This window comes from Rhodovastum atsumiense, assembly GCF_937425535.1.
GTDB lineage: Bacteria > Pseudomonadota > Alphaproteobacteria > Acetobacterales > Acetobacteraceae > Rhodovastum > Rhodovastum atsumiense.
The window spans coordinates 1-17,601 of sequence record NZ_OW485602.1 but is presented as its reverse complement, the minus strand read 5'-3'; the positions used below and the strand labels follow the sequence as shown (position 1 = coordinate 17,601).

The following is a 17,601-nucleotide window of genomic DNA, read 5'->3' as shown; positions in this document are numbered from 1 at the left end:
TATCCCTGCGCGCTGCGGCCGACGCCCGGTTGGGCAGCAGAAAGTTCCGGAGAGAGGACTCAGACGGACATGCGCAGAATATCGGAGTAGGCGCCGACAATCTTGTCGCGCACCGCCACCACGGCTTGCATCGTCACCTCGGCGTTGCTGAGCGCCTGCACCACTTCCTGCACGTCGGCGCGGCCGGCGACGCCGCGGGCTGTCATGCGCTCGGCATGGCGCATCGTGTTGAGGGCGGCGGAGGTCGCATCACCGACCATGCCGGCGAAGTCTGACGAATTGCGGGCAGGTCGGAGCTGGGAAGTGGCATAGGCCGATGCCACCTGGTTGAGCGGGGCAATCTGCGCGATCTGGGACATGGTCATCAGGCCTTCAGAATGTCGATGGTCTTGGTGAGCATGGCGCGCGCCTGCGTGAGCGCAGTGAGATTGGCCTCGTAGGTGCGCTGGGCTTCACGCATATCCGCCACTTCCACGAGCGCCGAGACATTGGGCATCTTCACATATCCCTGTGCATTGGCGGCGGGATGGGAAGGTTCATAGACAGTGCGAAACGGCGCCTCGTCTGTGGTGATCCGTCCGATGCCAACCAGGGCGGCGCCACTCTGGCGGTCAACGCGCTGGTCGAAGCTCATCACCTTGCGACGGAACGGGTCGCCCCCGGGGGTCGCGGCGGTTGATGTCACGTTGGCAAGATTTTCGGCGACCACCCGCAGCCGTGTTGCCTGCACGCGCATGCCCGAGGCAGATGTGGCCATGGCCTGATTGAGCGGACCGCGACCGGTGATAGGAGAGGCCTCGTACATTATCGCCCTCCGCCGATGCCGGTCTTGAGGAGTGTCATGCTCTTTGCGTAGGCCGCCGTGGCGAGATGGAAAGCGTTGGCCACGTCGTTGGACTTCACCATCTGTTCTTCAAGGGATACGGTATTGCCGTCGGGTTTTTCACCGTAGCTTGCACCGTGTGAATCGATGCGTGCGAGCCGGGCGCCGCGGGCATCAGGCACATGCGCAGCATTAGTACGTGCCAGCCGCAGCGGTGCTGCCGCACCGGCCTGCAATTGCCCGGGCCCTCCCTGCAGCAAGTGGCTGTTGAAGCTGAATGGCACCAGGTCCTGGGCACGATAATGGGGGGTATCGGCGTTGGCGATGTTGCGCGCCAACGTGGTCTGGCGCTCGGTGAGATACCGCATGCGCGCGCCAGTCAGCCTGAACAGGTCGATTTCTTCGAGCATGCAACACACTTTTGCGTGTTAGATCCGGCCGCTATCTAGCGTCTTGGTTGTCCTTCGTCGAGTGTTTTCGCAATTATAGGACACATTTTCGCGAGAAGCGTGCTAGGCAGGTCATGCCGCAACTGGTGCGGTATTTCGCAAAGCCGACAGAATGTCGTACGCTCACAGTTTTCCCCTCTCCCGGTATCTTGCTGATGCTCCTGCATTGCTCGCCCGTCTGCCCCGCGAGAGCCGTTGGGGCACGCTGGAAGCCGTGCGCGACGCCGCCCTGACAGTTACCGGTTTCGGGCGTGCCGTCGCCGTCGGTGATCGCGTGCATGTCGCCTGTGGCACTGGGGAGGTGCCAGGGGAGATCGTCGCCTTCAATGGTTCCCTTGCCACGGTCATGATGGAAGGCCGTGCCGATGGCCTGCGGCCAGGGGCGCGGGTGCGCCTCGGCGAGCCGCCTTGCATCGCCCCCACCGGGAGCTGGCTTGGCCGGGTGGTGGACGGCCTGGGCAACCCGTTGGATGGGCGTGGGGAATTGCCGCGGGGGGCGCGCGCATTGCCGCTGCGCCGTCCCGCTCCCCCGGCCTTCGGTCGGCGCATCATGGGGGCCCGCCTCGAGACCGGCATCCGGGCGCTCGATGTATTCATTCCCCTCTGCCGTGGGCAACGGCTTGGTGTGTTTGCGGCCTCGGGCGTGGGCAAGTCGACGTTGATGGGCATGCTTGCGCGCTTCGTTACCGCCGATGTCATCGTGGTCGGGTTGATCGGCGAGCGTGGCCGGGAGGTGCGCGAGTTCCTCGATGTCATCCTGGGCAAGGAAGGATTGCGCCGCGCAGTGGTGGTCGTGGCGACGTCCGACCAGCCGGCGCTGGCCCGCCGCCGCGCAGCCCAGGCGACGCTGACCATTGCCGAGTTCTTCCGGGCCGAGGGCAAGCAGGTTCTGTGCCTGCTCGATTCTGTCACGCGGCTGGCGCATGCGCAGCGCGAGATCGGGTTGGCCGCCGGCGAGCCGGCAACCGCGCGCAGCTACACGCCTTCGGTGTTCAGCGAACTCCCCGCGCTGCTGGAGCGGGCCGGGCCGGGACCGGAGGGCGAGGGCGACATCACTGCCGTGTTCACGGTGCTGGTGGACGGTGATGACCATGACGAGCCGGTGGCAGACGCGGTGCGTGGCATCCTGGACGGGCATCTGGTGCTCGACCGGCGCATCGGAGAGCGGGGACGGTGGCCGGCGATCGACGTGCTGCGCTCGGTCAGCCGCGCCTTGCCACGCTGCCATGGCGCTGAGGAAAATGTTTTGTTGACGCGCGCGCGGCGATTGCTCGGTGCTTATGAGGGAATGGCCGAGATGATCCGCCTCGGGGCTTATCGTGCGGGGTCAGACCCGTTGGTGGATGAAGCGATCACGAAATTCCCCGAATTCGAAGGATTTCTTGAGCAAGGCGTGGGTGAGCGGACCGGAGCAGCGGAAGCATTCGTGCGGCTGGAGGGGATAGTAGGTTAGCAGGTTATGCTCTTGGTGGTTTCCGGATGGGGGCTGTGCAGCGCTCTCGAGTATACGAGGCACTTCCAGGACCTTGTTGAGGCCGCCAGATGCACCGTTCCGCACTTTCGACGCTGCTGGCGAAGTCAGTGGATGGTTTGACCTGGATCAAGTTTGTGACATGCGAATGCCTCATCGGAGCCGGAGCGTCATCATTGATCGGATGGACAAGGTGCATGAGGTTCATGACAACGCGGATGGCGAGATGCTGAAGGTGTGTCTTGGCATGTCCGAAGTGGCAGGACTGCCGTAGGCCGAAGCCACGTACGGCCTGCGATATGGTGGACTCGGTCCCCGCCCGGATAATGCAGGTGTCGAGAAACTCAGGTGTCTTCTGGCGTTGTCCGACCGCTTGCAGGGAAGTGTCATCCTCACAGATCACTGCAAGTGATGACGCATCGCGTTGCATTCGGTTCAGCGCAGTCGGCGCGGTGAACACGAACCCAGGAATCTTTCCTGGAGAACTGAACTTTGATAACCGGCGTACCGCAGCCTTGAATGCCCGTCGGACAGGTGACCTGCGGCGCATCCCAATGAATCACGAAAATTTCCAAGACAAAGCCTTTGCCAGCTTGCGCCGGTCAGCGGTAGTCGGCGCAGGCATGCCTCCATGAGCAGGCTGGCGCTGACGTAACCCGTATCGACGATGTTATGCCGGGCATCAGTGCAAGCCTGGAACATGTCCTCATGAGTGAGGAACACACAATGCGAGAAAATCGTTCTCACAGATAGAGCCACACACGCTTGGCCGGGTTCAGTTCGGGCCCGCATGGAAGCAATATCCACCAGTCTGCCCCGGTCAGGACCACAAGATCGCCGGGAGCATGCCGGCCTGCACCACCGAACCCAGCACGGCCTGCGTGTCGGCGGCCAGGCGTGCCACGAACTCATCCAGGAAGATCTGCATGGCCTTGGTCGAAGCCATGGGAAGGATCAGGGCAATACCGTCGCCGGTGGCAGGGCGGACAGCGTCAAGAATATAGGTCGATTCGCAGCGCCGGTCGCCCAGCCCCCCACGGTGCTCGGTGCGGCCCTTTTGGCCAACCCTGTGGACCGCCTTCGCGATCAATCATCCATGAAGCACGCCTTGATCTGTCAGCCTGGATGAGCTTGCGCGGCCACGGTCAGGGCATCGCGCCTTCCCTTTTTTGAACGTGACCTGCGCTGTCTCGTCTGTTTTCGGAGGCCGTGGCCACGTCTTTTGCCACAACAGGTCGAGTCGCCGCACCACGCGCGAGAAGCTGTCCGGATGCAAGGCCTTACCGAAATGGCTTTCCTTCCGGCGGCCGGCACGGCGTCGACAGTGTCCAGTTGCCGCCGCCATGGCAGACAGGATCACGGCGCACAAAGGCGCTTCACTGATCACTTCGAACAGATCGCGGATCGTCTGCCGGACGTTGGGCTGTACCATATTACCGTTTGATCAAGCCCTTCGCTTCATTGGCGCCAATGATATCTTCTGTGCGCTGTTGTGAATCGCAAGAAATGATCAACAATAAAATTAATACGATGACTAATATGATAAATATGTTGCGGGAAATTCTTAGTAAGAACCCATACCAACGTCAAATGTAATAGGCCCTTATCGTCCGCTGGTCGTGGTGAGAAGATCAACTTATGGAGATTGAGTGGCGCTGATGCATAATCAATATCCTATGAGATGATTTTTCCAATCATTTCTCACCCTATTCGATGCTCATTGCGCGGATGCCGCGCGCAGAAATCCCGTTGCACGGTCAATGGGCCAATTTTCGTATGCAGTTTATCGAGGTGTCCGGCTTGCGTGAGTTATCTCGTCTGGCCATGCAAATTCTCAACCAAAGGTACAGTCATGCACACCTAATATTAAGCGCAGTGCGCGCATTACATTATTATGTTTAAATAATTCAATTGAACATATTGAGGCATTTTTTCGAATTAAAAACATGAGCTAGATTAAATTCGCTTGTTGTGTGACTGTATTCATGGCATGAGAGCTACAGTCAAAGTGTATTGTGTACAGAAATGCACTTGAATCTAATTTGCCGAGTCGTTGATAATATCGATATGTTCAAATATATAGGAATCTATCCAGAGATATTATAGACAAGAAATCATTTTTTAAAATTTTACTCGCTAAAATCCCGCGTCAGGCAAGTCAATCCTCAGGCGCGATCGCCAAGGTTCAGAAGGAACAGGATCCGTGCCCATCTCTTCCACGACCGACGTTTCTACCCTGACAACGGCACAAATCCAGGCGTTAACAACGGCGGAAGTGGCCGGCCTGACGACGGCCCAGGTGGCAGCACTCTCCACCGCCCAGGTGGTGGCGCTCACGACCACGCAGGTAAAGGCGCTGACCACCGCCGGGGTGAAGGCGTTAACCTCTGATCTGGTGACCGCGCTGGAGACAGCTGACCTGGCGGCGCTCACCACCCTTCAAATTCAGGCGCTTGACGCCGCGGACGTGACCGCGCTGACCACGGTGCAGGTACCGGCGCTGACCACCGCGCAGATCGCGGCGCTGACCACGGCACAGGTAGCGGCGTTCGACACCGCCGACGTGGTGGTGCTGACCACGGCCCAGGTCAGGGCGCTGACCACCGCCCAGGTGCAGGCGTTGACCACAGCGCAGGTGGCGGCGCTGGAGACGGTCGACCTGGCCTCGCTGACCACCGCCCAGGTGCAGGCGCTCAGTACTGATAACGTGGCGGCGCTGGGTACGGCGCAGGTGCCGGGCCTGACCACCGCGCAGGTGGCGGCGCTCACCACCGCGCAGGTGGCGGCGCTGACCACCGCTCAGGTGACGAAGCTGGGCACCGCCCAGGTGGCCGCGCTGACCACGGCCGGGGTGAAGGCGCTCTCCGGCGACCAGGTCGGGAAGCTGACCACTGATCAGGTGGCGGCGCTGACCACCGCGCAGATCACGGCGCTCGACACCGCCGATGTGGCGGTGCTGTCCACCGCCCAGGTGGTGGCGCTGACCACGGCTCAGGCGAAGGCACTCACCACCGGGCAGGTGGCGGCGTTCACCACCGGGCAGGCGGCAGCGCTGGAGACGGTCGATCTGGCGTCGCTGACCACCGCCCAGGTGCCGGCTCTTGCGACAGCATCCATCACGGCCCTGAGCACGATGCAGGTGCCGGCGCTGACCACCGCGCAGATTGCGGCGCTGACCACCGCTCAGGTAGCGGCGTTCGACACTGCCGATGTGGTGTCGCTCACCACGGCGCAGGTAAAGGCGCTGACCACTAATCAGGTGAAGGCGCTGACCACCGCCCAGACGGTGGCGCTGGAGACAGTTGATCTGGCCGCTCTGACCACCGCGCAGGTGGCGGTGCTGACCACTGATCAGGTGAAGGCGCTGACCACCGACCAGGTGCAGGCGTTGACCACGGCGCAGGTGGCGGCGCTGACCACCGCGCAGGCGAAATCTCTGACCACCGCTCAGGTGGCGAAAATGGAGACCGCCGACGTAGCGGCGCTGACCACGGCCCAGGTGCAGGCGCTGACCGCCGACCAGGTGCAGGCGGTCACCACGGATCAGGTGACGGCGCTGACCACGGCGCAGATTGCGGCGCTGACCACCGCGCAGGTCGCCGCCCTGACTACCGGCCAGGTGTCGAAGCTGACCACCGCGCAGGTGAAGTCGCTCACCACCGCCGGAGTGAAGGCCCTCGATGCCGATCAGGTCGGCACGTTGACGACCGACCAGATAGTGGCGTTGACGACCGCGCAGGTCGCGGCGCTCGACGCGGCGGATGTGGCGGAGTTCTCCACCGCCCAGGTGGTGGCGCTGACCACCGCGCAGGTGAAGGCCTTGACCACCGGTCAGGTGGCAGCCCTGACCACCGAGCAGGCAGCGGCGCTGGAGACAGCCGATCTGGCGGCACTGACCACCGATCAGGTGAAAGCGCTCAACACTGACAACGTGGCGGCCCTGACCACCGATCAAGTGCCGAGGCTGACCACCGCGCAGATTGCGGCCCTGACCACCGCCCAGGTGGCGGCCCTGACCACCGCTCAGGTGACGAAGCTGGGCACCGCCCAGGTGGCCGCGCTGACCACGGCCGGGGTGAAGGCGCTCTCCGGCGATCAGGTCGAGAAACTGACAACCGCCCAGGTCGCGGCGCTGAGCACGGCTCAGGTGGTGGCGCTCGACGCCGCCGATGTGGCGGTGCTGTCCACCGCTCAGGTGGTGGCGCTGACCACGGCCCAGGCAAAGGCACTGACCACGGCCCAGGTGGTGGCGCTGACCAGCGATCAGGTGGCAGCCCTGGAAACGGCGGATCTGGCGGCACTCACCACCGATCAGGTGAGGGCGCTCGATGCCGATGATGTGACGGCGCTGACCACGACACAGGTACCGGCGTTGACCACCGCGCAGGTGGCGGCGCTGACCACCGCGCAGGTGGCGGCGTTCGACACCGCCGATGTGGTGGCCTTCACCACCGCGCAGGCGAAGGCGCTGACCACCGCGCAGGTGAAGGCGCTGACCACGGATCAGGTGACGGTGCTGGAGACGGTCGACCTGGCCTCGCTGACCACCGCCCAGGTGCAGGTGCTGACCACCGATCAGGTGCAGGCGCTGAGCACGACGCAGGTGCCGGGCCTGACCACCGCGCAGGTGGCGGCGCTGAGCACGGCGCAGGTGGCGGCCCTGACCACCGACCAGGTGCCGAAGCTGAGCACCGCCCAGGTGGCCGCGCTGACCACGGCCGGGGTGAAGGCGCTCTCCGGCGATCAGGTCGGGAAACTGACCACCGCGCAGGTGGCGGCGCTGACCACCGCGCAGATCACGGCGCTCGACACCGCCGATGTGGCGGTGCTGTCCACCGCCCAGGTGGTGGCGCTGACCACGGCCCAGGCCGCGGCGCTGACCACCGCGCAGGCGAAGGCGCTGACCACCGACCAGGTGGCGAAGATACAGACCGCCGATGTGGCGGCGCTGACCACCGCCCAGGTGCAGGTGCTGACCACGGATCAGGTGCAGGCGCTGACCACGACGCAGGTGCCAAGCCTGACCACCGCGCAGGTGGCGGCGCTGACCACGGCACAGGTCAAGGCGCTGACCAGCGATCAGGTACCGAAGCTGACCACGGCACAGGTGAAGGCGCTGACCACCAATCAGGTGAAGGCGCTCGACACCGAGGATGTGACCGCACTGACCACGGTCCAGGTGCCGGCGCTGACCACAGCGCAAATCGCGGCACTGAGCACGGCGCAGGTGGCGGCATTCGACACCGCCGACGTGGTCGCCTTCACCACCGCCCAGGCGAATGCGCTCACCACCGCCCAGGTGAAGGTGCTGACCACCGATCAGGTGGCGGCACTGGAGACGGCCGATCTGGCGGCGCTCACCACCGCCCAGGTGCAGGTGCTGACCACCGATCAGGTGCAGGCGCTGGGCACGGCGCAGGTACCGGGCCTGACCACGGCGCAGGTAGCGGCGCTGACCACCGCGCAAGTGGCGGCGCTCACCACCGACCAGGTGCCGAAACTGAGCACCGCCCAGGTGGCCGCGCTGACCACGGCCGGGGTGAAGGCGCTCTCTGGCGATCAGGTCGGGAAACTGACCACCGCGCAGGTCGCGGCGCTGACCACCGCGCAGATCACGGCGCTCGACACCGCCGATGTGGCGGTGCTGTCCACCGCCCAGGTGGTGGCGCTGACCACGGCCCAGGCAAAGGCACTCACCACCGCTCAGGTGGCGGCGCTGACCAGCGATCAGGTGGCAGCCCTGGAAACGGCGGATCTGGCGGCACTCACCACCGATCAGGTGAAGGCGCTCGATGCCGATGATGTGACGGCGCTGACCACGGTGCAGGTACCGGCGTTGACCACCGCGCAGATCGCGGCGCTGAGTACGGCGCAGGTGGCGGCGTTCGACACCGCCGATGTGGTGGCCTTCACCACCGCGCAGGCGAAGGCGCTGACCACCGCGCAGGTCAAGGCGCTGACGGCCGCTCAGGTGACGGCGCTGGAGACGGTCGATCTGGCGGCGCTCACCACCGCCCAGGTGCAGGTGCTGACCACCGATCAGGTGCAGGCGCTGAGCACGACGCAGGTGCCGGGCCTGACCACCGCGCAGGTGGCGGCGCTGAGCACGGCGCAGGTGGCGGCCCTGACCACCGACCAGGTGCCGAAGCTGAGCACCGCCCAGGTGGCCGCGCTGACCACGGCCGGAGTGAAGGCGCTCTCCGGCGACCAGGTCGGGGAACTGACCACCGCGCAGGTGACAGCGCTGACCACCGCGCAGATCACGGCGCTCGACACCGCCGATGTGGCGGTGCTGTCCACCGCCCAGGTGGTGGCGCTGACCACGGCCCAGGCGAAGGCACTCACCACCGCGCAGGTGGCGGCGTTCACCACCGACCAGGCGGCGGCGCTGGAGACGGTCGATCTGGCGGCACTCACCACCGCCCAGGTGCAGGCGCTCAGTACTGACAACGTGGCGGCGCTGGGCACGGCGCAGGTGCCGGGCCTGACCACCGCGCAGGTGGCGGCGCTCACCACCGCGCAAGTGGCGGCGCTCACCACCGACCAGGTGCCGAAACTGAGCACCGCCCAGGTGGTCGCCCTGACCACTGCCGGAGTGAAGGCGCTTTCCGGCGACCAGGTCGGGGAACTGACCACCGCGCAGGTGGCAGCGCTGACCACCGCGCAGATCACGGCGCTCGACACCGCCGATGTGGCGGTGCTGTCCACCGCCCAGGTGGTGGCGCTGACCACGGCCCAGGCGAAGGCACTCACCACCGCGCAGGTGGCGGCGTTCACCACCGACCAGGCGGCGGCGCTGGAGACGGTCGATCTGGCGGCACTTACTACCGCCCAGGTGCAGGCGCTCAGTACTGACAACGTGGCGGCGCTGGGCACGGCGCAGGTGCCGGGCCTGACCACCGCGCAGGTGGCGGCGCTCACCACCGCGCAAGTGGCGGCGCTCACCACCGACCAGGTGCCGAAGCTGAGCACCGCCCAGGTGGCGGCGCTCACCACCGCCGGGGTGAAGGCGCTTTCCGGCGATCAGGTCGGGAAACTCACCACCGTCCAGGTGCCGGCGCTGACCACCGCGCAGATCACGGCGCTCGACACCGCCGATGTGGCAGTGCTGTCCACCGCCCAGGTGGTGGCGCTGACCACGGCTCAGGCGAGGGCACTCACCACCGGGCAGGTGGCGGCGTTCACCACCGGGCAGGCGGTAGCGCTGGAGACGGTCGATCTGGCGGCACTCACCACCGATCAAGTGAAGGCGCTCAGCACTGACAACGTAGCGGCACTGACCACGACACAGGTGCCGGCGCTGACCACCGCGCAAGTGGCGGCGCTGACCACCGCGCAGGCGGCTGGTTTCGACACCGCCGACGTGGTGGCGCTGACCACGGCCCAGGTGAAGGCGCTGACCACTGCGCAAGTGGCGGCGCTGACCACCGCGCAGGCGGCGGCGCTGGAGACGGTCGATCTGGCGGCGCTGACCACGGCCCAGGTCGCGGTTCTGACGACCGACCAGGTGCAGGCGCTGAGCACCGCTCAGGTGCCGGGCCTGACCACCGCGCAGGTGGCGGTCCTGACGACTGCGCAGGCAGCGGCGTTGACCACCGATCAGGTGCCGGTGCTGACCTCGGCGCAGGTGAAGGCGCTCACCACGGCCGACGTGAAGGCCCTCACCGGCGACCAGGTCGGGAAGCTGACCACCGATCAAGTGCAGGCCCTGACCACCGCACAGGTGCCGGCGTTCACCACAGCCAATGTGGCAGTGCTCACCACCGCGCAGGTGGTGGCGCTCACCACCGCGCAGATGGCGGCGCTGACCACCGCGCAGGTGGCGGCGCTGACCACCGCGCAGGCGGCGGCGCTGGAGACGGTCGATCTGGCCTCCCTGACCACCGTCCAGGTGCCGGCGCTGACCACCGATCAGGTGCAGGCGCTCACCACGACGCAAGTGCCGGGCCTGACCACGGCCCAGGTGGCGGCGCTGACCACCGCGCAGGTGGCGGCCCTGACCACCGACCAGGTGCCGGTGCTGAGTTCGGCGCAGGTGAAGGCGCTCACCACGGCCGACGTGAAGGCTCTCACCGGCGATCAGGTCGGGAAGCTGACCACTGATCAGGTACAGGCCCTGACCACCGCGCAGGTGCCGGCACTCACCACAGCCAATGTGGCAGTGCTCACCACCGCGCAGGTGGTGGCGCTCACCACTGCGCAGGCGAAGGCCCTGACCACCGCCCAAGTGGCGGCGCTGACCACCGCGCAGGTGGCGGCCCTGGAGACGGTCGATCTGGCCTCACTGACCACGATCCAGGTGCCGGCGCTGACCACCGATCAGGTGCCGGCGCTCACCTCGACGCAGGTGCCGGGCCTGACCACGGCCCAGGTGGCGATCCTGACGACTGCGCAGGTGGCGGCCCTGACCACCGACCAGGTGCCTGTGCTGAGTTCGGCGCAGGTGAAGGCGCTCACCACGGCCGACGTGAAGGCTCTCACCGGCGATCAGGTCGGGAAGCTGACCACTGATCAGGTGCAGGCCCTGACCACCGCGCAGGTGCCGGCGCTCACCACAGCCAATGTGGCAGTGCTCACCACCGCGCAGGTGGTGGCGTTGACCACGGTCCAGGTGCCAGCGTTGACCACCGCCCAGGTGCAAGCGCTGACCACCGATCAGGCGGCGGCTTTGGAGACGGTCGATCTGGCCAGACTGACGACCGCGCAAGTGCCGGCGCTGACCACCGATCAGGTGCAGGCGCTCACCTCGGCGCAGGTGCCGGGCCTGACCACGGCCCAGGTGGCGGGTCTCACCACCGCGCAGGTAGCGGCGCTGACCACCGCGCAGGTGGCGGTGCTGAACTCGGCACAGCTGAGGGCGCTCACCACGACCGAGGTGAAGGCCCTCACCACCGACCAGGTCGGGCAACTGACCACTGATCAGGTGCCGGTGCTCACCACCGCGCAGGTGGTGGCGCTGACCACCGATCAGGTGGCGGGTCTGACCACGGCGCAGGTGGCGGGCCTGACCACCGCACAGGTGGCGGCACTGACCACGGCACAGGTGCCGGCGGTCGAAATCGAGGATCTGCAGGCACTGACCATCACGCAGGTGCCGGCGCTCACCACCGCGCAACTGCGGGTGCTGACCACCGCGCAGGTGGCGGCATTCACCACGACGCAAGTGCCGGTGCTGACCACCGCGCAGATCCCAGCGCTCAGCACCGACCAGGTGGCGGCGCTGAGCGTGGACCAGGTGCCGGTGCTGACCGCGGCCCAGGTGAAGGCCCTGACCACCGCGCAGGTGCCCTCGATCGAGATCGGGGACCTGGAGGTGCTCACGACCGATCAGGTGCCGGCGTTGACCACCGCGCAAGTGCGGGTGTTGACCACCGATCAGGTGGCGGGTCTGACCACGTCGCAAGTGCCGGTGCTCACCACCGCGCAAGTGGCGGCGCTGACCACCGATCAGGTGCAGGCAGTCGAGATCGGGGACCTGCAGACGCTGACCATCACGCAGGTGCCGGCGCTGACCACTGCGCAGGTGCGAGTGTTGACCACGGCGCAGGTGGCGGGTCTGACCACGACGCAAGTGCCGGTGCTCACCACCGCGCAGATCCCGGCGTTCACCACCGATCAGGTGGCGGCGCTGAGCGTGGACCAGGTGCCGGTGCTGACTGCGGCCCAGGTGAAGGCGCTGACCACCGCCCAGGTGCCGACGTTGACCACCACGCAGGTGCCGGTGCTCACCACTGATCAGGTGCCGGCGCTGACCACGGCCCAGGTGCGGGTATTGACCACCGCGCAGGTGGTGGGGTTGACCACGGCGCAGGTGTCGGTGCTGACCACCGCGCAGGTGGCGGCATTCACCACCGATCAGGTGCAGGCAATCGAGAGCGAAGACCTGCAGGCGTTCACCGTGGATCAGGTGAAAGCGCTGACCACGGCGGAGGTGAAGTCGCTGACCACCGATCAGGTGCAGGCGCTGACCACCACGCAGGTGCCGGCGCTGACCACTGCGCAGATCCCGGTGTTCACCACCGACCAGGTGGCGGCACTGACCGTGGATCAGGTGCCGGTGCTGACCGCGGCCCAGGTGAAGGCGCTGACCACCGCGCAGGTGCCCTCGATCGAGACCGGGGACCTGCAGGTGCTCACCACCGATCAGGTGGCGGCGCTGACCACCACGCAGGTGCGGGTGCTGACCACCGATCAGGTGGTGGCACTCACCACCGGACAGGTGACGGCCCTGACTACCGCGCAGGTGGCGGCATTCACTACCGGCCAGGTGCAGGCGATCGAGACCGGTGACCTGGAGGCGCTGACCACCACGCAGGTGCCGACGCTGACCACTGCGCAGGTGCGGGTGCTGACCACCGATCAGGTGCAGGCACTGACCACCGATCAGGTGCCGGTGCTCACCACCGCCCAGGTCGCGGCGCTGACCACCGACCAGGTCCAGGCAATCACCGAGGCTCAGGTGCCGCTGTTGACCACGAACCAAGTGAAGGCACTGACCACGGCTCAGGTCTCGGCGCTGGAAACTGCGGATGTGGCCGTCCTCAGCACCGATCAGGTGCAGGCTCTGACCACGGCGCAGGTCTCGGCCCTGACCACGGCGCAGGTCTCGGCCCTGAGCACCAACGACGTGGCGGCGCTGACCACGCTACAGGTGAGGGCAATGAGCACCGTCCAGTTCGCGGCGCTCACCACTGATCAGGTCGCGGCACTGACCACTACCCAGGTGCAGGCGCTGACCACCGCCAACGTCGTGGCGCTGACCACCGCTCAGGCGGGGGCGCTGACAACGCTGGAGATCGGCGCCTTCACCACTGCCCAGGTCGTCGCCCTGGAAACCGCGGACATCGCCGCGATCCCGACGAACCTCCCGACCAATGGCTTCACCGCTGCCCAACTGGCGGTGATGTCGCCCGATCAGCTTGCCGCCCTCTTCCAGATTTCCTGAGGGAGGCGCCCGGGTCGTCTCGATCCTGACTGCCATGGCCGGCTCCGGCCGGCCATGGCGACGTCGGTGAAGCGCCATCACACCGACGACCGCCATCGCCTGCCGTCCGCCGCCGGCATGCCTTCCACCCCCGCCCGGGGAAGAGGGATGTGCCGGCGGCGTGACGCGATCCAGGCCACCAGAAGAACAGGGAGATGATGCCTTGGCCAACCAGTCTGCTCCCCCGATTTCCGTCGCCCCCCTGCCGGCCGACGATCTCGCCTGGCTGTCCATGCTGCTCGCCGCTCACCCCACGGCGGAGATGCCGGAAGACATGCGGCCTGCGATTCACGATCGCCTTGCCCGGATACCGTTCCAGACCATCATCCAGGCCGCGGAGACGGCCGGGGAGACGCGGCGGCCTGCGGTTGCACAGCTCTATCGCTGGTGGATCGCCACGGTCGATCCGCGCGCGGCTCACCTGTTCGCCGCCTGGTTCAACGCGGGCGTAGAGATGGCGCGCCTCGGGCACCAGGCCGAGGCAATCCTGGCCTACCGCAACAGCCTCGTGCTTCGCCCGGATTTCCACGCTGCCGCGCTCAACCTTGGGACGCTGCTTGAGCAGATCGGCCAGCCGGAAGCGGCCCTGGCAGCATGGAACGGCGCACTGCAGCCGGAGACGGTGCGGACCAAGCTGCTCAACCAGCAAGGGCGGCTGCTCGAGACCATGGGGCGGCTCGACGAGGCCGAGAAGATCCTGCGTCGCAGCCTCGCCGCCGACCCGTCGCAGCCGGACGTGATCCAGCACTGGGTCCATCTGCGCCAGCAGATGTGCGATTGGCCGTTGCTGCGCGAGGACATCCCCGGGCTGCCCCCGGCCCGGATGCGCCGCGAGTGCGGCCCGCTCGCCATCCTCGCGCTGACCGACCGTGTGGCCGAGCAGTGCGAGGCGACCGGCGCCTGGATCACCCAGCATACCACCGCCCCTGGCATCCGTCTGGCCCCCGCCGGCGGCTACCGGCATGCGCGGATCCGGATCGGCTATCTTTCATCGGATTTCTGCCGTCACGCCATGAGCTACCTGGTCGCCGAGTTATTCGAGCGCCACGACCGCACACGCTTCGAGGTTTACGGCTACTGCGCGAGCCGTGACGACGGCAGCGATCTGCGTGCCCGCGTGCTCGGCGCCTTCGACCATGTCCGCCTGGTACGTGACCTCTCCGACGAGCAGGCGGCGCGGCGGATCCGGGAAGACGAGATCGACATCCTGGTCGACCTTAATGGATTGACGGCCGGCTCGCGCATCCAGGTGCTGCGCTACCGCCCGGCGCCGGTGCAGGCGACCTATCTCGGCTTCATTGGCCCGGTGCCGCTGCCCGAACTCGATTACGTGTTCTGCGACGCGCACGTGGTGCCGAAGGACGTGGCCAGGCTCTACCATCCGCGGCCGCTCTACATCGCGCACAACTACCAGGCCAACGACAACCGGCGGGTGATCGGGCGCGTCCCCACCCGCGCCGAGATCGGCCTGCCTGAGAACCGCTTCCTGTTCTGTTGCGCGGCCCGGCACTACAAGATCACCGAGGAAATGTTCGGCGCCTGGATGGAGATCCTGCGGCGAACCGGGAATACGGTGCTGTGGCTGATCGACGACAACGTGTGGTCGCGCGCCAATCTGCTCGCCCATGCGGCCCGGCTCGGCGTTGATCCGGCGCGCCTCGTCTTCACCGGGCGGGCGGACCCGGCCGAGTACATCGCCCGGCTGACACTGGCCGATCTGTTCCTTGATACTTTCCCCTATAACACCGGCACGGTGGCAAGTGACGCGTTGCGTATGGGCGTGCCGATGCTGACACGCTCGGGGGAATCCTTCGCTTCGCGCATGGCCGGGCGGCTGTTGCTCGACATCGGCGCGGCTGAGGGGGTGGTGGAGAGCCGCGATGCCTATGTCGAGACGGCAGTGGCTTTCGCGAATGAACCGCGCCGGCTGGCGGCCTACCGCAGTCGTCTCGGCGGGGGAGCGTGGGCGGCAAGTATCGGCAACGTCGCACGCTTCACGATCGAATACGAAAGCACATTGATTTCGGTTATTTCTTCGATTTCGGAAAATGCGGAAACCAAATTTGATAACGCTAGCGAAATGAAAAGCCTTGACGCCTCCGGATAGTACGCATCCGTTTATCGCAAAAATGGTGATTTACATGAATACTTGGATATAAACCTCACATATGATGTAACAAATTCAAATATATGCCCATATTGGTATAGATACACGACACTACGTATGGCCATATGACATCGATGTGTTTAATTTAATAAGATGATGCGGTGCCAATATCAGGAAAATGACAAAATAAACACAAATGAATTGTTATTCAAAGTGTTTATATATGCAGAATAACAACAATTTGTGCAACGCCATAAAATTCGTATTCCCTTGCAACCGAGAGCGCAATGCGATCCGGATGACCAGATCGTTCTGCATTAATACTTATTATAGCTGATCAAATAATTTCATCTTTCATGTCGCGTGTATATATTTCTACCCGGAAGTGAAGCCTTCAAGAGTCAGTGGGACGGCCTGTCATAGGTAAAAAACGATCCGAAAATCTACGGTGGATCAAAAATACGCAGCATCAGCCGCCCCATAAGCCTTCGCAAAAGAACGCAGTGCTTCAAACAGACACCACGGACCTCGAACTCAGGTCGAACAACCTATTTCAATCACGCGGGAGGAGGCCTGATGAAACCAACCCCTGCATATGACATCGTCAACACTGAACTGCTTTCCCTGGTGCCGCGGCAGGCGCGGCGGGTGGTCGATGTCGGCTGCATGCTCGGCTCGTTGGGGCGAGAGGTGCGCAGGCGCTCGCCCGGGGTCGAGTTCATCGGCATCGACATAGATCCCGAATATGCGGCGGTTGCGGCGCAGCATTGCACCCGAGCTTTCGCCTGCGACATCGAGGCAATCGAGCCGGGGCAGTGGGGGTCACTGTTCCCCAGTGATTGCTGGATCTTCGGCGACTGCCTGGAGCACCTGTACGATCCATGGCGCCTGCTGCGCGAGGTGCGCCGGCGCATTGATCCGGATGGCTGCCTGCTGGTGTGCCTGCCCAATGCCCAGCACTGGAGCGTGCAGTGGCGCCTCGCGTCCGGCCTGTTCCGCTACGAGAACTCGGGCCTGATGGACCGCACGCATATCCGCTGGTTCACGCGCACCACCGGCTTCGAAATGTTCCACGCGACGGGCTGGCAGGTGGAAACCGGGCTCAGCCGCAACATGCCGGCGATTGAACAACAGGAGGGTATCCTGGCGGCGCTGCGCGGCCTGATTGCTGCCGGGGGCGGCGATCCGGAAACGGCAGTGCAGGACGCCGTGCCGTTCCAATATATATTCCGGTGCGTGCCGGGCCCGCTGGCCGACGACACCCCCGAGGCGGCACGGTCCCGACCGAAGGCCGCGCGGTTGATGACCCCGTCGTCAGCCGGAGAGGTGGAACAGGCGGCAACGGCAGTGCATCTGTACCATATTGCCTATTCGGCCGCGACGCTGGCGGCGGAACCGGGCTATGACATCCTCAACAACTTTGAAAATCCCCGACCGGACTGGCGTGAATATTGGCCGATCCGCAAGTTCCTGCTCAACGAGACGCTTGACGAGCATGCCTTCTACGGGTTCTTCAGCCCGAGGTTCCACGCCAAAACGGGGCTTTCGCACGCACAGGTGAGGACCTTCGTGCAGGCGCATGCCAACCGGGCAGACGTGATGCTGTTCTCGCCGCAACCGGACATGGGGGCTTTCTTCCTCAATGTCTTCGAGCAGGCGGAGTTATTCGATCCCGGATTGATCGACGCGTTCAGCGCCTTTCTCGCGGAAATCAATCGGCCGGTGCAACTCCGTCAGTTGCTGATGGACTCTCGGCATGTCGTATTT

Annotated in this window: 10 protein-coding genes; 4 read left to right on the top strand and 6 right to left on the bottom strand. The window is 65.2% G+C overall.

Annotated elements, in window-relative coordinates:
* Positions 1–59: 59 nt before the first annotated feature.
* From NBY65_RS29165 to NBY65_RS29155, 3 genes are read right to left on the bottom strand one after another with little or no spacing between them, the layout of a single operon-like run.
* Positions 60–365: a flagellar hook-basal body complex protein FliE gene (locus tag NBY65_RS29165; protein ID WP_250265780.1), complete on the bottom strand. Its 306-nt coding sequence runs from the start codon at positions 363–365 to the stop codon at positions 60–62.
* The gene (flgC, locus tag NBY65_RS29160) at positions 365–805 is read right to left on the bottom strand and encodes a flagellar basal body rod protein FlgC (RefSeq protein ID WP_250265779.1); all 441 of its coding nucleotides are present in this window, start codon (positions 803–805) and stop codon (positions 365–367) included. Before flgC ends, NBY65_RS29165 begins: the two co-directional genes overlap by 1 nt.
* Complete coding sequence (locus NBY65_RS29155; RefSeq protein WP_250265778.1) at positions 805–1,233, bottom strand: flagellar biosynthesis protein FlgG; 429 nt, start codon at positions 1,231–1,233, stop codon at positions 805–807. The genes flgC and NBY65_RS29155 overlap by 1 nt, the downstream gene beginning before the upstream one ends.
* A gap of 151 nt (positions 1,234–1,384) precedes the next feature.
* Here NBY65_RS29155 and NBY65_RS29150 point away from each other — a divergent pair, with 151 nt between their 5' ends.
* Positions 1,385–2,725 (top strand): FliI/YscN family ATPase, encoded by a 1,341-nt coding sequence (locus tag NBY65_RS29150; RefSeq protein WP_408904187.1) that lies wholly within the window; start codon positions 1,385–1,387, stop codon positions 2,723–2,725.
* A 4-nt stretch (positions 2,726–2,729) separates the two neighbouring features.
* Here NBY65_RS29150 and NBY65_RS34160 read toward each other — a convergent pair whose 3' ends face one another.
* From NBY65_RS34160 to NBY65_RS29140, 3 genes are all read right to left on the bottom strand, one after another.
* Positions 2,730–3,173, bottom strand: coding sequence for a transposase (locus NBY65_RS34160; RefSeq protein ID WP_408904192.1), 444 nt, complete (start codon positions 3,171–3,173; stop codon positions 2,730–2,732).
* Between the two features lie 390 nt (positions 3,174–3,563).
* Positions 3,564–3,833 carry a hypothetical protein gene (locus tag NBY65_RS29145; protein ID WP_250265776.1) on the bottom strand — a complete coding sequence of 90 codons (270 nt, stop codon included), beginning with the start codon at positions 3,831–3,833 and terminating at the stop codon, positions 3,564–3,566.
* The gene (locus tag NBY65_RS29140) at positions 3,834–4,175 is read right to left on the bottom strand and encodes a winged helix-turn-helix domain-containing protein (protein ID WP_250265775.1); all 342 of its coding nucleotides are present in this window, start codon (positions 4,173–4,175) and stop codon (positions 3,834–3,836) included.
* A 771-nt stretch (positions 4,176–4,946) separates the two neighbouring features.
* Between NBY65_RS29140 and NBY65_RS33950 the strand changes: the two genes are divergently transcribed.
* The 3 genes from NBY65_RS33950 to NBY65_RS29110 form a co-directional block, all read left to right on the top strand.
* Positions 4,947–13,688 (top strand): beta strand repeat-containing protein, encoded by an 8,742-nt coding sequence (locus NBY65_RS33950; RefSeq protein WP_284347525.1) that lies wholly within the window; start codon positions 4,947–4,949, stop codon positions 13,686–13,688.
* A 202-nt stretch (positions 13,689–13,890) separates the two neighbouring features.
* Positions 13,891–15,834, top strand: a complete 1,944-nt coding sequence (locus NBY65_RS29115) for an O-linked N-acetylglucosamine transferase, SPINDLY family protein (RefSeq protein ID WP_250265774.1) — start codon at positions 13,891–13,893, stop codon at positions 15,832–15,834.
* Positions 15,835–16,410: 576 nt separating this feature from the next.
* On the top strand, positions 16,411–17,601 hold a 1,191-nt coding region (locus NBY65_RS29110), incomplete at its 3' end, for a class I SAM-dependent methyltransferase (protein WP_284347524.1).

Coding starts and splice junctions, on each gene's coding strand:
- NBY65_RS29165 (WP_250265780.1), bottom strand. CDS start 365: ATGACCATGTCCCAGATCGCGCAGATTGCCCCGCTCAACCAGGTGGCA.
- flgC (WP_250265779.1), bottom strand. CDS start 805: ATGTACGAGGCCTCTCCTATCACCGGTCGCGGTCCGCTCAATCAGGCC.
- NBY65_RS29155 (WP_250265778.1), bottom strand. CDS start 1,233: ATGCTCGAAGAAATCGACCTGTTCAGGCTGACTGGCGCGCGCATGCGG.
- NBY65_RS29150 (WP_408904187.1), top strand. CDS start 1,385: ATGTCGTACGCTCACAGTTTTCCCCTCTCCCGGTATCTTGCTGATGCT.
- NBY65_RS34160 (WP_408904192.1), bottom strand. CDS start 3,173: ATGCAACGCGATGCGTCATCACTTGCAGTGATCTGTGAGGATGACACT.
- NBY65_RS29140 (WP_250265775.1), bottom strand. CDS start 4,175: ATGGTACAGCCCAACGTCCGGCAGACGATCCGCGATCTGTTCGAAGTG.